We start from the raw sequence: 15,753 nt of genomic DNA on the forward strand, positions 1-15,753 counted from the left end.
GGCATTTACTATGTCCCATCGTCCACCGTAATTGGCAGCTATATTCAGAGTTAAACCATCATTATTTTTTGTTAGTTGCTCAGCTTCTGTAACTTTTTTAATTAATTTAGGATCAAAACGACTGGTATCACCAATCACTTTTAAGCGAACATTATTTTTATGTAACTTTTTAACTTCACTGCCCAAAACAAGTTTGAAGAGTTCCATTAATACATTGACTTCTTCCGCCGGCCTGCTCCAGTTCTCACTGCTAAAAGCAAACAAAGTCAACGCATCTATCTTATTTTTTACCGCAAAAGACACAGAAGCTCTCACAGCCTTTACGCCGGCCTTATGACCAAAGGTACGGATTTTTCCTTTTTCTTTAGCCCAACGACCGTTGCCATCCATTATAATAGCAACGTGTTTAGGCTTAGAGACTTCCATATTTTGAGCTGTCGATTTCATTAACTAACACACGCCCTAATTATACTTCCATCAAATCTTTTTCTTTGATAACAAGTATCTCATCGACTTGTTTAACGTAAGTATCAGTTAACTTTTGAATAGATTCTTCACCACGACGGCTATCATCTTCACTAATTTCTTTTTCTTTTAACAACTCTTTAATGTCGCTGTTTGCATCACGGCGAATATTACGAATAGCCACTTTGCCTTGCTCAGCTTCAGCTCTAACAACACGAATCAAATCTTTACGACGTTCTTCCGTCAAAGCAGGCATAGGAATACGCATTACTGCACCAGCACTCATAGGGTTTAAACCTAAATCTGATTGCATGATTGCTTTTTCTACCGCTTGCGCAGCCGTTTGATCAAACACAGTTAACGCTAAGGTGCGTGAGTCTTCAGCAACAATATTGGCTAACTGTTTTAAAGGTGTCGGAGCGCCATAATAGGGCACCATAATGCTATCTAGTAAACTTGGGTGCGCACGACCAGTACGAATCTTTGATAGTTGCCCTTTTAGAGCCGCTACGCTTTTTTCCATACGCTGACGCGCATCATCATTAATTTCATCAATCACGTTAATCTTCCTACTAGCAAATTAATTTTATTCTGAATGAGTAATAAGTGTACCTTCATCTTCACCCATAATTACCGCTTTTAAACACCCCGGTTTATTCATGTTGAAAACTCTGATTGGCACACTATGATCTCTTGCTAAAGTAAAGGCAGCTAAGTCCATTACTTTTAATTCTTTGTCTAACACTTCATTATAATCAAGTGTTTTATACAGAATGGCTTCTGGATTTTTCGCTGGATCTGAATCATATACACCGTCTACTTTGGTGCCTTTAAGAATAACATCTGCTTCAATTTCGATACCACGTAAACAAGCCGCAGAGTCGGTAGTAAAAAATGGATTACCGGTACCAGCAGAAAATATCACCACTCGACCTGATTTCAACAAACTAATTGCTTCTGCCCAGTTGTAGTTATCACAGACTCCATTTAAAGGAATAGCAGACATCAAACGGGCATTCACGAAAGCACGGTGTAGCGCATCTCGCATAGCTAGACCATTCATAACCGTAGCTAACATGCCCATATGGTCACCTACCACGCGGTTCATACCTGCTTTGGCTAAACCTTCACCACGAAATAAATTACCACCACCAATAACTAATCCAACTTCTACACCCAATTCGAGTAATTCTTTAATTTCATGGGCCATGCGATCCAGCACTTTGGGGTCGATGCCGAAGCCTTCCTCTCCCATTAATGCTTCACCACTTAATTTTAATAATATTCTTCGATAAGCAGATTTAGATACTGTACTCATAGATTGGCATTTCCTTACGATGAAAAAGGCGATGATGGTTTAAATTATACATATAAAAAAGCACCTCAATTTGAGGTGCCAGTATTATACCCAAACAAGTTCAAAATGCATGTTTCATGCAAGAATTAAAACCGATTTAGGCATTTACAGCTAAGACTTAAGTGATTTAAGCCCAAAACCGTTTATTTTTTAGCCGCTTCCATTTGAGCAGCTACTTCAGCAGCAAAATCTTCTTCTTTCTTCTCGATGCCTTCACCTACTTCAAAACGTACGAAGTTGATAACATCCGCACCTTTAGATTTAAGTAAATCAGCAACAAGAATTGAAGGGTCTTTAACAAAAGGCTGACCAGTTAAACTGATTTCGCCAGTGAATTTCTTCATGCGACCAGTAACCATTTTTTCAGCAATTTCAGCTGGTTTTCCTGATTTAACAGCAATGTCCAATTGAATTTCTTTTTCTTTTGCTACTACTTCTGGAGCAACATCTTCAGGCTTAACAAATTGCGGGTTAGACGCTGCTACGTGCATAGCGATATCTTTCGCCAGCTCTTCGTCACCACCTTGTAAAATTGCAATTACACCAATACGAGCACCGTGTACATATGCACCAAGGTTATCACCTTCAACACTTATAACACGACGAGGGCTGATGTTTTCGCCAATCTTAGCAACTAAAGTATCGCGTAAATCGCTTACTTTAACGCCATCAATTTCTGTATTGTTTAAAGTATCCATATCATTGATTTTGTTTGCAGAAGCAGCTTCAATCAATTGAGTACCAAACTTAATGAAACCTTCGTCACGTGCAACGAAATCAGTTTCACTATTTACTTCCATCATAGTTGCTACACCGTTAGCAACTTTAGTCAAAATAACACCTTCAGCAGCAATACGTCCTGCTTTTTTAGCGGCTTTCGCTTGACCATTTTTACGCATGTTTTCTATTGCAAGCTCGATATCACCATCAGTTTCTACCAATGCTTTTTTACAATCGAGCATACCTGCGGCTGTACGCTCGCGTAATTCTTTAACTAGGGCTGCAGTCACTGCCATTTTCGTTTCCTCAGCAAATAATTTATTAAACATCTAAAAACAGGGGCTATCGCCCCTGTTTTATTTTTCTACAATAAACCGATAACTAAATTTTATAAGTTTAGAACCGGTTAAAAGCTTGTTGCTTATTCAGCAGCTTCTACGAACTCGCCTTTTTCAGCAGGTACTTCGTTAGTCTGATTACGACCTTCAGTAACGGCGTCAGCAGCAGCATTCAAATAAAGTTGAATAGCACGGATTGCATCATCGTTACCAGGTACGATGTAATCAACACCGTCTGGGCTTGAGTTTGTATCAACGATTGAAACTACTGGAATACCAAGGTTACCGGCTTCAGTAATTGCGATATGTTCGTGGTCAGCATCAACAACAAACAACACATCAGGCAAACCGCCCATGTTTTTGATTCCGCCTAAGCTGGTCTCAAGTTTTGTCATTTCACGCTGAAGCATTAACACTTCTTTCTTAGTTAATTTATCAAACGTACCGTCTTGGCTTTGTTGCTCAAGATCTTTTAAACGTTTGATTGACTGACGAACTGTTTTCCAGTTAGTCAACATACCGCCTAACCAGCGTTTGTTAACATAAAACTGGTCACATTTATCCGCAGCTTCTTTAACTGCATCACTTGCAGCACGTTTAGTACCAACAAAAAGAATTTTACCTTTCTTAGCAGCAACGCCACCAACAAAGTTCAATGCTTCGTTGAACAAAGGAACTGTTTTTTCAAGATTGATGATATGAACTTTGTTACGTGCGCCAAAAATGAAAGGTTTCATTTTTGGATTCCAGTAACGAGTTTGGTGTCCAAAGTGTACGCCTGCCTGAAGCATGTCGCGCATAGATACATTTGCCATTATATAGATTCCTCAATATGGGGTTAGGCCTCCATACATCCCAGTTCTCGATCCACTTAGATATTAGTCCAGCAGACACCCCGAAAAATGTGTCGATGTATGTGTGTTATTAATGCTAAATAAATTAGCTACTTCGCGATAATTAACTAGGTGTTACCACCACCATTAATTTCAGCGGTGCGCTTTATAGCATATACAGAAGTAGTATACAAGCATGTTGCTACGAAGCACATTACACGCTATACAAGTCTGCAGTGAAAAGTTAATATACAAAGATTAATATTATCTCATTTTACTATAGGAATACGACTTGTCTGCCACGATAAAAACAGCAACTGAAATTGAAAAGATGCGAGTAGCTGGGCGCCTTGCTGCCGATGTATTACAAATGATTGGCCAACATGTCAAAAAGGGCGTAACAACCAATGAATTAAACCAAATTTGCCATGATTACATAGTAGATGTACAAAAGTGTATTCCGGCGCCTCTTAATTATGGCAGCCCTCCTTTTCCAAAATCTATCTGTACTTCAGTTAATCACGTAATTTGTCACGGCATTCCTGCTGATAAAAAACTCAAAGACGGCGACTCAGTCAATATTGACGTGACTGTTATAGCTGATGGATATCATGGCGATACCTCCAAAATGTTTGTGGTAGGCAAACCTTCTATTTTGACGGAACGATTAATTCGTATCACTCAAGAGTGTTTATATTTAGGCATTAAGATGGTGAAACCAGGTGCGCGCCTAGGTGATATTGGATACGCGATTCAAAAACACGCCGAAAGTAACGACTATTCAGTAGTCCGTGAATACTGTGGGCATGGTATTGGGGCAAATTTTCATGAAGAACCTCAAGTTGTGCATTACGGAAAACCTAATACTGGAGAATCACTAGTAGCCGGTATGTGTTTTACTATCGAACCTATGATAAATGCAGGGAAACGTTATTCAAAAGTATTGCCTGATCATTGGACCGTTGTGACTAAAGATCGCAGTTTAAGTGCCCAATGGGAGCACACTCTTTTGGTGACTGAAACAGGTGTAGAAATTCTAACTCTGCGTGATGATGAAACAATAGATCGTATCATCAATCATTAAGGGCTAATTCACTGCTTTAACCATCTTATGACATTTAATTATTTGTCATAAGATGGGATTCACGTATTTTAACTCTTCTATTGCTATATCCAATCCTTACAAAAGGAAATTCAATTGTCGTTACAAAGCTTACTTGGTCAAATAAAACTCATAAACACTACTGATAATATTGCTGCTTATAAAACAATTGTGGCCAATAGTTATGAGTGGTTAGAAACAGAATTTGGCCAATCTGATATTAAAAGCTTAGTGACAGGCCGAGCAACCTTAATAGACAATTTACTGGCCCATATTTGGAAGTTAATGGGTTTAAATAAACAAAATAAAATCGCCTTAGTTGCGGTTGGTGGATACGGTAGAGGACAATTACAGCCATATTCCGACATCGATCTTTTAATACTGAGCAGCAAGTCCTTTTCTAAGGAACAACAAGAATCTATTGGCCAATTTATTACATTGTTGTGGGACATTGGTTTAGACGTTGGGCAGTCTGTTCGCACAATAAAGGAAACATTTTCCCAAGCGAAACAAGATGTCACTATCGCCACAAATTTAGTTGAAGCAAGGATTTTAACGGGTAGCCAAGATACCTTTGATGGATTAAATAAAAAGCTACAAGCCAGAGGTTATTGGAGTAGTAAAGATTTTTTCCTCGCTAAATATGACGAACAGATCGAACGCCATGGTAAATGTAAAGATACTTCTTTCAATCTAGAACCAAACGTAAAAGAAAACCCAGGGTGTCTTAGAGATATTCAATCAATTGGTTGGGTAGCCAAAAAACATTTTAAAGCAATGGAAGGCACTGAATTAGTCGAAGCTGGATATTTTACCCAACAGGAATTTGAAGAACTTATCGAATGCCGTGATGATTTATGGAAAATTCGTTTTGCGTTACACCTAGTAGCTGGGCGTAGCGAAAATCGCTTGTTGTTTGATTATCAACAAGACGTTGCAACAAAATTGGGCTTTGGCGAAAACACTAAAGCCAGCGTAGAAAAAATGATGAAAGCATTTTTCAGAACAGTACGCAGAGTCAGTGAATTAAACGATATGTTGTTGCAAAGATTTCGACAAGATATTTTAGAATTAAAAGTAAAAGAAACAATTGCTATTAATCAAAACTTTGAATTGTTAGACGGCTTAATAGCACCTAAACATCAAGAAGTATTCTCCACCCCAGAAGCGATTTTACAATTTTTACATCTCGTGGCAGACAACCCTAGTACTAAAGGGTTACATTCCAATTGTTTACGTTTGCTACGCCAAGCTAGGCGTAAGTATCATTCTCAATATTTTGCTGAAAGAGAAACCTGTCGCGAATTATTTATGTCGTTAATGAAGCATCCAGACTTTTTTGGCTTAGCTTGGAATATTATGCATAAACATGGGGTATTACAGGCTTATATTCCCCAGTGGGATCACATAGTGGGTATGATGCAATTCGACTTATTCCATGCTTATACCGTTGACGAACATACCCATAGATTAGTTAAAAACATTCATCACTACGGCCTACCAGAAAACACTCAATTTCCTCGTTGTGGAAATATAGTCAAAAGCTTGGATAAACCAGAACTGTTATTTATCGCTGCTATTTTCCATGATATTGGTAAAGGTCGAAATGGCGATCATTCAAAACTAGGCGCAGTAGACGTAAAAGAGTTTTGTATTACACATGGCCTTAATGAAAAAGATACTGAGCTCATTCGCTGGTTAGTTGAAAGCCATCTATTAATGTCTGTCATCGCCCAACGCCGCGACATCTATGATCCAGAAGTAATTAATGAATTTGCTCAATCTGTACGAACACGCAATAACCTAAATCACCTATACGTTTTAACGTTAGCAGACATTCGCGCCACCAATGACAATTTGTGGAATGACTGGAAAGCCTCTTTACTTCGCGAGTTGTACTTACTTACGCTAAAGGCCTTAGAAAACGGCCTAGAGTGTAAAGTAGCCTTGCAAGATCGCGTGCAAGAACATCAACAAAAAGCCCGTCAAATATTATTAGATGGGGGCATGAACGACACTCAAATCACCCAATTTTGGAAACGATTAAACAGTGACTACTTTGCCCGCTTTAAACCAGAACAAATAGCTTGGCATGCTAGTGTCATTTTAGCTTCTCACCCCATGACTGATGACTTTTTGTTAGTTGGTACCAGCGCCAGCACTTCAAAAGCCGGAGCTGAACTAATCGTTTATGGTAAAGATAAACCCAAAATGTTTGCCCAAATTGCGTCAGTTTTAGATAGTCGAAATTGCACCATTCATGATGCACAAATTATGCATACACACGATGGTTATATATTTGACAGCTTTATCATCCTAGAACAAAATGCAGACAGGATCACTTCAACTTCTCGTTTAAAAAGTTTACAAGAAGCGGTAGAAACTCAGCTCAATAAACCCGGCGAAGAACATAGCAATAAACGCAAAATGTCCCGCCAAATGAAACAGCTAGACGTTGCCACAAAAGTTCGGTTTTATCCTTATCAAAATAAAGGCACAATCGTTGAATTAGAAGCGCTTGACGCCCCTGGTTTGTTAGCCAACGTAAGTGAACAATTTGTAGAGTTAAACTTCAAGTTACATATGGCTAAGATTTCTACCATAGGTGAACGCGCAGAAGATTTATTTATCGTGAGTAATAATAATGACGAGCCACTGACCCAAAATGAACAGGTTGAACTCAGGAATCGTCTTAAAGAAAATTTAGACTAATGGACTTGGCATCTGAATAGTGCAATAAATTATTTTAATGGATTCAAAAAAAGCGCCAAATCAGGCGCTTTTTTGTTTGATATTCTATCGCTAATTACCCGCTTCTAACCAAGAGCTAAGCATAGTAGCAATACGTTTGGTATCTCCTTCCGCGTAAACCATTAGTAGCCTAGCCATGCCCTTTTTAGCCTTAACTTTAGGCTGTTGCCGTGTAAATAACTTAGCTAAAGGTGATTGGTAAACGCCTCTTTTAGATTGATTTACCATATATTTTTCCGCTACCTTTTTACTAACTTTCTATTCAAACAAAGCTTTGTGTAATGCGCACACTACATCAGAACTCGCTTCATCATTAACTAATAAAGACAAATTATGTGGGTTGGCACCATAACAAATCATACGTAAGTTATGCTCAGCTACCGCATTAAATATACGGTTAGAAACACCTGCTTCGCTATGCATGTTGTTTCCAACAACAGTCACAAGATCATAGTTATCTTCTACTAATACATCACAAAACTCGCGTAACTCATCCAATGTAGCTTTATTCAATTGTTCGACAACCGAATTAGCTGGGTTATCTAGCGTAAAAGCCACCGAAATTTCAGAGGTAGTGACTAAATCAACACTGAGTTTATGCTTAGCTATGATAGTAAAGACTTTTTGTAAGAAACCTTGAGCGTACATCATTTTAGGGGTTTTAACTGTTACCATAACCTGTTCTTTACGGCGAGTGATGGCTCGATAAGCAGGTTCTGTTTCACAATCTCTAACTATCCAAGTCCCACCTTTTTCCGGCTCTCTACTAGAACCAACAAACACCTTAATGTTTTTTCTTAAAGCAGGTTCCATAGTTGCAGGGTGCAGAACTTTTGCGCCAAAAGTGGCCATTTCAGCCGCTTCTTCAAAACTTAATTCAGGTAATGGCCTAGCCGCATCAGTAATTCGTGGGTCAGTTGTGTAAACACCAATAACATCAGTCCAAATTTCACAGGTTTTTGCATCTAACGCTTCAGCTAAAAGAGCGGCAGTAAAATCAGAACCTCCACGCCCTAGCGTTGTAGTATTACCCTGCTGGTCTGCCCCAATAAAACCTTGTGTAACAAATACTGTATTCGTTAAGCTTGGTTTCATTATTTGTTGGGTGGCAGTTTCAATTTCATTAAGTTGCGGAACAGCTTTGCCATGTTGGCTATCTGTTTTTAGTACATTTCGAACATCAAAGTTTTCTGCATTAACACCAATTTGTTGTAAAACTTGGCTAAACAACAAAGAAGACATTCTTTCACCATGGGACAACAAGGCATCTTTTAAATCTGCACGATGATTTATCTCTTCATGCAAAGCTAATTCAGCCAAAGAAGATAATAACTGCTCAAGTTTATCAGCCACCACTTCTGGATTGGTTAATTCATTCAAAATTGCAAGTTGAATGGTTTTAATTTCAGCTAACTTTTGTTTGATTTGATCTTTAGACATAGCGGTATGAGCAATGTCTACCAACAAGTTGGTTACACCTGCCGAAGCACTTACCACTACAACACGTGTATTTGAGTTATCTTTAATAATTTTGGCGCAGTTCTGCATAGAAGCAAAATTAGCTACACTTGTACCACCAAATTTAGCCACGTTAAGGCTAGTTAAATCTACATTACTCACTGTCTTATTCACTCATAATCAAACGCAAAATTGCTAGGGTAAAATAACAGTTTTTCCTTATAATTAAAAAACAAAAATATGACAAACCATCAGTTATTTTGGAATAGTATATTCAGCTCTGCTGACATATCCCTTCTACTTTGCTTTACGGTGAGAAGCTTTAGGTAAGTATCCTTTAACCATACTTGTTAAATGTAATTTATCTGATTTAAAAAATTGACATTCTCCTATTCACCCAGTATCTTCGGCGCCGCTATTCTAGGTGCCTATCGATAATGTATTCATTATCTGGATAGGGTAAACGGGAAGTGTGGTCAATTAAATTTCAATATAAAGTTTAATACAATTCCACCGCTGCCCCCGCAACGGTAAATCAGTCTATTCTAATTCTGATCTAGCCCGACACCGGCCTAATGATAGTTTCTACACGTATGGAGCGGCGGGCTTCATTAACATGTTAATACTATTAGTTTTTAGGTTGTTACTTTTTTAAAGCTTCAATAATTCAGCCTTAACCTTTCATGTATAACATCTTATATCCCCCCACTCTCAATCGTTTTACTTTTTTATTAGATTGAGGATTTTATGAAACACACACCATTAGCCGTAGCGATAACTTTAGCGCTAACCGCAATCCCTACTTTTGCTGATACACAGCAAAATGAAGAAAACACCATTGAAAAAATTGTTGTGGTATCAAGCCGCGTAGCAATACCTTTAAGAGAGATCGCGACCTCTGTTTCGGTAGTAACAAAAGCCGAAATCGATGCGCGTGGATATTCAAATTTAACTGATGTACTTAGAACAGAGCCTTCAATTAGTGTCACCAATAGCGGTGGAGCTGGCTCTTCTACCTCCTTACGAGTTCGTGGAGAAGAAAGCTATCGAACTCAAGTAAGACTAGATGGTATCGATATATCCGATCCTACGGGAACACAAATTGGTCCACAACTCGCACATTTGCAGAGTAGCAATATTTCTCGAGTTGAAATATTACGTGGATCTCAAGGTCTGGCTTATGGGGCAGATGCTGGCGGTGTAGTTAATATAAAAAGTGGTCAATACGAAGATACCTTAGCAGGAAGTTTATCAAGCGAATTTGGTCGTTATGATACCCGTAACCTAGCTGCTGATTTGGGTGGTGAAAATGAAAAGCTCGACTATTATCTGTCCGCATCTGATTATAAAACAAATGGCTTTAATTCTCGTTTAAATGACGAAAGTCAAGATAAAGATGGTTATCAAAATACAACGCTACACACACGATTGGGTTACCAAGTTAACGAAGGCTTAAAGCTTGGCTTTGTTGCACGCAACACTCAAGGTGATGGTGAATACGACAGTTGTTATGATTCGAGTTTCAATAAATTCAATGACTGTGATACCGCTTTCGAACAAAGCAACTTGCGCCTAAACGCTAATTATATAATTAATAGCTCAGAGCACGATATTGCTTATACCAAAACTTTAATCGAAAGAGAGTTTTTAACTCAATCTATATCAACCCGTTTATCCAAAGGTGAAATACAAAGAGTTGAATATATAGGTCGAACTAATTTAAACGACAATAATGATTTAGTATATGGATTTGATTGGAAAGAAGAGGCGATTACTTCTGTTTTACCTCTAGATGATCCTAACAAACCATTTGAAGAGCAAAGCCGGACAAACAAAGGTTATTATTTTGAATATCAAAGTGAGTTAATTACCAACCTGTTTGTTACAGCTGGAGTACGCCATGACGACAACCAAGACTTTGGTGAGCATACAAGTTTTCGTTTAAGTGGCGCATACATTTGGAGTTTAGGGAACGATGAACTGAAATTAAGAAGTGCTTACGGTACTGGGTTTAGAGCACCAAGTTTATTCGAAGTTAACTATAACCTGCGTCCATTTGCCCTACCTGAAGCGGCAGAAACACCACTAAAAGAAGAACAAACAAAAGGTTTCGAAATCGGTGTTGAATACACTACTCATAATGGAAGCCAATTCGAAGCAGTCTTTTTTGACCAAAAGATTGAAGACAGTATCACCTATACATTTGATCCTGATACCTATGCTGATGGTTATATTCAAGATATTGGCCAGTCAGAATCAAACGGCTTGGAACTCATTGCTGATATCAAACTAAACTCTGCCTGGGGTGTAACAGCTAATTATACATATAATGACGCAACAGACACCGCAAGTAATCAACGCCGCCGCCGACCAAAACATATTGCCAACCTTGGATTTTACTTCAATCAAAATAAATGGACTGTAGCTGCAAATATGCGTTTAGTGCAAAGTATTGTAGACAATGGTCCTTTGGAAGATTATGACTTGTTCGATCTAAGTGCACGATATCAAGTGAACACTCAACTCGAAGTTTATGCTCGCATTGAAAACTTTCTTGATCATGAATATCAAGATATCTCAGGATATAACACCTCTGGTGAAGCGGCTCACATAGGCGTGAGGTATCAATTTTAAAATAATTTAGACCTGTTAACCCCTTTCTTCATTGTGTTTCGTTACTTCAATGAAACCAATGGAGAAAGTCATAATGCAAAATCAACTTGTCCTTAATAATGAAACCCAAAATTTGGCGTCGATATTATTATCTATCATTCCAGCAGCTGGGATCACCTTTGCACTTTTTGCGGGCATGCAGAATTTAATAGCCAATAAATCAATTTCTAATAAACAGGCTAAACCCGCTCCCGTCATATCAATAGTTTATCAAGAACAAGACACGCCAGTTATCACTAGAACAACACTTAAGCCAAAACCAGAACCGCTTAAACTGCCTTTAGTTAAGCCGCAACTAATTAAAGAAGAACCCAATAAGGATTGGGATCCTAGCTTACTCACCCAAACAATGCCTATTCCAAAAATCAAAACTAATTTAAATAACAAATACGTTGCCCCAGGTGGTGATGCCCGCCCTATTGTGCGTATCCCACCTAAATATCCATTAGATGCGGCGAAAGAAGGAATAGAAGGTTGGGTTAAACTATCTTTTTCAGTTTCTAATAGTGGTACGGTAGAGAATATTCAGATCTTAGATGCGCAGCCCAAAAGAATATTCAATAAATCAGCAAAACGAGCTTTGGCGAAATGGAAATATAAACCGAATATTGCAAATGGCGTGAGTCAATCACAAGATAACCTGACCGTTATGCTAGAGTTTAAAATAAATGCTTAGAATCTAAAAAGACAATTGAGAAAAACGATACAGGATTTGTTCATATTAAGGAGAACTTATGAGCATAGCGTTAACTTTAAAATCTTTTGTATTAGGTCAACCCAACAATGAAGAATTGATGTTGGATTATGCAAAGTATGGCGATACAGCTGTGCTGACTCAACTTTACGAAACCTGTGGCAATGACTTATATCACTTTGTATTAACACTGTCTGAGCCGACTATAGCAAAAGACATTTGCCAAAAAACTTGGCTGAAAGTAATTGAAAAAAAGCACCTGTATGAAAATTCTGGTCAGTTTAAAGCTTGGTTATTTACCCTTGCTAGGAACCAATTGTTTGACGAATACAGACGACAAAAAAATGTCAGTGCGCAGATTGACAAACTTGTGTCCCATGAAAATGAACTTAATAACATTAGTGAACAATCGGGATTAGAAGCAATGTTTGACCGTGCCCTTCTTAATCTCAACTTCGAACAACGGGAAGCTTTTTGTTTACAACAGGAGGGCTTTAGTTTGCAAGATATCGCCAATATTACGCACGTGTGTACAGAAACAGTGAAAAGTCGATTACGTTACGCAAGAGATAATATTCGTAGTCAACTAAATGAGTTTAGGAAATAAAATCATGGCAGACCCAAACAAACAATCTGAGCCAAATATTGACCAGCTTTACAACCAACGTAAGGCTAACAACCTAGCTCCAAGATCCATTAAAAAATACATACTCTCTAAACGCGAGCAAACGATTAATCCACAAAAAGTAATTCAAAAAATAGGATTCATTGCCGCTACAGCCTGTACTTTAGTTCTATTTGGCTTAATTAGTGTTTACCAAATACAATCGTCAGAACCTACACTAGAAGCCAACTTTGTTACTATTCATACACTGAACCAGAATACGAGTTTACTGACTAACCAACGCAGTGTAATCAATCAAAAATACACTCAAGCCTATCAGGCATACTTAAAACAACAACGCTACTTTGCTCAACACCATCTTAAACAAGCTTCGCTAGAGTTTGTAGAAAATGGCTGGCGGCTTAAAACATGTGAAGACGACCCCTTACTCATATCAAACGAATTGATTACGGCATTAAGCAATATTAATCAGGTTGACCAAACACTAGCTTCTGGTGATGTTGTGAATATAGCCTTTGCCCAAAATGGCATAGTGTTGTCAATAAACTCAAGTTCTAAACCCCTAGTGTGTACTTAAACTTTAATATGGTTATCAAGTAATTAGTCTTAAATTTAGATTTATTGCTGCTAACAAAAACGCTACACTGTTAAGTGTCTTTTCATTGCCCCATTTCGTCGGAGAAATCATGGACAGAAAAATCGAAAAAGAAAACAACGTTAGCGATCGCAGTACCAGTCAAAAAGCCCTTCGTATTAACTTAGACGATAAAAAATATGGCACCATAGTAGAGATTGGAGCAGGTCAAGAGGTTGCTCGCCAATTTTTTCTAGCAGGAGCGGCAGCCGGTACAATAGCTAAAACCATGTCAGCATACGACATGAAGTTTTCTGACGCTATTTATGGTGTTCAAGAAGACAGACGTTACGTGAGTAAAAACCGTGTACGCGCAATGATGGAACAAGAATTTGATTTGGTTGTAGATCGTGTAGGTGACATTCGTTCAAAGTCATCCCGCTACTTTGCTTATGCAGCAACGGTTGCAGCCAAAAGCTTTAATCGAGATAACGAATGTCATGCTTGGTGTGGTATTCGCGTCCAGATGTATCCTGGCGCAGAACCTTCAAATATTGTGGTTCACGTGCGAATGCTTGACGACAATGCAGAAGCACAACAACAAGCTTTAGGTGTACTGGGTGTCAATTTGATATATGCCTCCTATTTCTATTATGAAGATCCTAAACAAATAATTGCGTCTTTAACCGATAATATGAAAGCTAATAGACTTGAAATTGATTCTATCGATTTCCAAGGTCCTTATTTTGAAGACATTGATAACCGAGCTATCAACTTACACTTAATTCGTAGTTGGAAGACTCGCGGCATCATGTTTAATCCAGATGGCAGCGTAGCGGTACCTGCAGAAATGTTATACAAAAAGAATGTACTGACTATTCGAGGATCTTTCAGGCCAGTTACTAATCTTAATGTAGATATGATTGAACAAGGTAAGAAAGCTTTTTATAACTTAGACGGAGTAGATAAAGATAACACCATAGCCATTGCTGAAATATCCCTTAATGATGCCCATGGTCATGATAACAACGTGCCAGAGGCTGACTTGGTTCAACGTATTCAGTTATTGAATTCATTGGGCTATAACGTAATGATTTCAGATTATACCCGTTACTTCTCGTTAAGAGCTTACTTCCGCCAATACACTAAATTACAAATCGGAATTGTGGTTGGCATGATTAACGTTAAGCAAATTTTTGACGAAGATTCATACAGAGGTGTTGAAGGCGGTATCCTTGAAGGGTTTGGTAAGTTGTTTCCAGATAATACACGTTTGTTCGTATATCCAGAACTAGATGAAAATGATGAAATCAGTGAATTTACTGATGTTAAAGTTCAAGAACACTTACGTTTCTTATATCGCCATTTATTAGAAAATGGATTTATATCAGGAATAGAGTGTAGTGATAAAGAGCTATTTCACGTTTACTCTCGAGAAATATTAAAGAAACTGACAAAAGGCCGTGGAGACTGGGAAACGTCTTTACCAGAGGCAGTTTCAAATGCCATCATCGATAATAAGTTTTTTGGGTATAGACCCCAAAAATAAACTATTTTAATCGACATTAACTGTTCAAATACAAAGGCAGCTGGCTAACCAGCTGCCTTTTTTGTTCTTTTTATAAAGGTCTTGCCAACGCGAGTACTTTCTTACGTGTTTCTGTATTAACAAAACCCTTATCTTTATAATTTTCCATAAGCTCGTTAATTGATCTTAAATGAGGTATCAGTAATTCTTTTTCTTTTGCCTTAAGATTAGCTCTATTAATAATCCGAATCATTTCAATCGTAGCACTATTAAGGCTAATATTTCTTCTAGGTGTGGGATTATCATGTGGTGTTGATAAACCCAATAGATTGATAACTTCCTGTACTACATCACCTGAATACTTAAACACACTGACCGTACTATTGCCAAAGACCTCTTTACACTCTTGAACAAAGCCCCGGTAATCTAAATGCTGATTAAACCACTTTATATCTAACATCTGTGAAAAACTTAAATCTTTGCCATAACATGGATTACTAGCTACCTGAGGGTTACGTATACACTGTTTATAATAACTTTCAGCAAATGCGACGGGCTCTCTGAACCAAACTAAAACCTGTATATCAAACAAACTCGTTAGCTCAGATAATAATGCCTTAGACTGACTTGGGAGA

The 15,753-nt window shown here is 38.1% G+C and carries 14 protein-coding genes, 1 pseudogene and 1 riboswitch; of the genes and pseudogenes, 7 read left to right on the forward strand and 8 right to left on the reverse strand.

What is annotated here, in order from left to right; translation table 11 throughout:
- The 5 genes from uppS to rpsB form a co-directional block, all read right to left on the reverse strand.
- Window positions 1-447: polyprenyl diphosphate synthase (gene uppS, locus ACSHXM_RS17215; protein ID WP_435690762.1), on the reverse strand; the 447-nt coding region annotated here is incomplete at its 3' end.
- A 19-nt stretch (window positions 448-466) separates the two neighbouring features.
- Window positions 467-1,024 carry a ribosome recycling factor gene (gene frr / locus ACSHXM_RS17220; RefSeq protein ID WP_435690764.1) on the reverse strand — a complete coding sequence of 186 codons (558 nt, stop codon included), beginning with the start codon at window positions 1,022-1,024 and terminating at the stop codon, window positions 467-469.
- A 27-nt stretch (window positions 1,025-1,051) separates the two neighbouring features.
- A complete protein-coding gene (gene pyrH, locus ACSHXM_RS17225; protein ID WP_435690766.1) occupies window positions 1,052-1,783 on the reverse strand; it encodes a UMP kinase in 732 nt (243 codons plus the stop codon).
- A 182-nt stretch (window positions 1,784-1,965) separates the two neighbouring features.
- Window positions 1,966-2,838, reverse strand: coding sequence for a translation elongation factor Ts (tsf, locus tag ACSHXM_RS17230; protein ID WP_435690768.1), 873 nt, complete (start codon window positions 2,836-2,838; stop codon window positions 1,966-1,968).
- Between the two features lie 125 nt (window positions 2,839-2,963).
- Window positions 2,964-3,695 carry a 30S ribosomal protein S2 gene (gene rpsB / locus ACSHXM_RS17235; protein ID WP_435690770.1) on the reverse strand — a complete coding sequence of 244 codons (732 nt, stop codon included), beginning with the start codon at window positions 3,693-3,695 and terminating at the stop codon, window positions 2,964-2,966.
- Window positions 3,696-4,005: 310 nt separating this feature from the next.
- Here rpsB and map point away from each other — a divergent pair, with 310 nt between their 5' ends.
- Window positions 4,006-4,797 (forward strand): type I methionyl aminopeptidase, encoded by a 792-nt coding sequence (map, locus tag ACSHXM_RS17240; RefSeq protein WP_435690772.1) that lies wholly within the window; start codon window positions 4,006-4,008, stop codon window positions 4,795-4,797.
- A gap of 114 nt (window positions 4,798-4,911) precedes the next feature.
- Window positions 4,912-7,527, forward strand: a complete 2,616-nt coding sequence (glnD, locus tag ACSHXM_RS17245; protein ID WP_435690774.1) for a [protein-PII] uridylyltransferase — start codon at window positions 4,912-4,914, stop codon at window positions 7,525-7,527.
- A 90-nt stretch (window positions 7,528-7,617) separates the two neighbouring features.
- Here glnD and ACSHXM_RS17250 read toward each other — a convergent pair whose 3' ends face one another.
- A complete protein-coding gene (locus ACSHXM_RS17250; protein ID WP_435690776.1) occupies window positions 7,618-7,794 on the reverse strand; it encodes a hypothetical protein in 177 nt (58 codons plus the stop codon).
- Between the two features lie 30 nt (window positions 7,795-7,824).
- A complete protein-coding gene (gene lysC / locus ACSHXM_RS17255) occupies window positions 7,825-9,186 on the reverse strand; it encodes a lysine-sensitive aspartokinase 3 (protein WP_435690778.1) in 1,362 nt (453 codons plus the stop codon).
- 244 nt (window positions 9,187-9,430) lie between these two features.
- Window positions 9,431-9,614, forward strand: a riboswitch (cobalamin riboswitch).
- A 157-nt stretch (window positions 9,615-9,771) separates the two neighbouring features.
- Between lysC and ACSHXM_RS17260 the strand changes: the two genes are divergently transcribed.
- The 5 genes from ACSHXM_RS17260 (at window position 9,772) to ACSHXM_RS17280 (ending at window position 15,139) form a co-directional block, all read left to right on the forward strand.
- The gene (locus ACSHXM_RS17260) at window positions 9,772-11,658 is read left to right on the forward strand and encodes a TonB-dependent receptor plug domain-containing protein (protein ID WP_435690780.1); all 1,887 of its coding nucleotides are present in this window, start codon (window positions 9,772-9,774) and stop codon (window positions 11,656-11,658) included.
- Between the two features lie 73 nt (window positions 11,659-11,731).
- Window positions 11,732-12,373: a TonB family protein gene (locus ACSHXM_RS17265; RefSeq protein WP_435690782.1), complete on the forward strand. Its 642-nt coding sequence runs from the start codon at window positions 11,732-11,734 to the stop codon at window positions 12,371-12,373.
- A gap of 58 nt (window positions 12,374-12,431) precedes the next feature.
- On the forward strand, window positions 12,432-12,998 hold the full coding sequence (locus ACSHXM_RS17270) for a sigma-70 family RNA polymerase sigma factor (protein WP_435690784.1): 567 nt from the start codon (window positions 12,432-12,434) through the stop codon (window positions 12,996-12,998).
- A gap of 4 nt (window positions 12,999-13,002) precedes the next feature.
- Entirely contained in the window at window positions 13,003-13,593 is a 591-nt protein-coding gene (locus ACSHXM_RS17275) for a hypothetical protein (protein WP_435690786.1), read from the forward strand.
- Window positions 13,594-13,702: 109 nt separating this feature from the next.
- A complete protein-coding gene (locus ACSHXM_RS17280) occupies window positions 13,703-15,139 on the forward strand; it encodes a TonB-dependent receptor (RefSeq protein ID WP_435690788.1) in 1,437 nt (478 codons plus the stop codon).
- A gap of 70 nt (window positions 15,140-15,209) precedes the next feature.
- On the opposite strand, the pseudogene ACSHXM_RS17285 reads toward ACSHXM_RS17280, so the two are convergent.
- Window positions 15,210-15,753: pseudogene (locus ACSHXM_RS17285) on the reverse strand (sulfotransferase family protein); the annotation flags it as partial.

It is taken from the genome of Paraglaciecola sp. (assembly GCF_051252315.1).
Classification (GTDB): Bacteria; Pseudomonadota; Gammaproteobacteria; order Enterobacterales; family Alteromonadaceae; genus Paraglaciecola.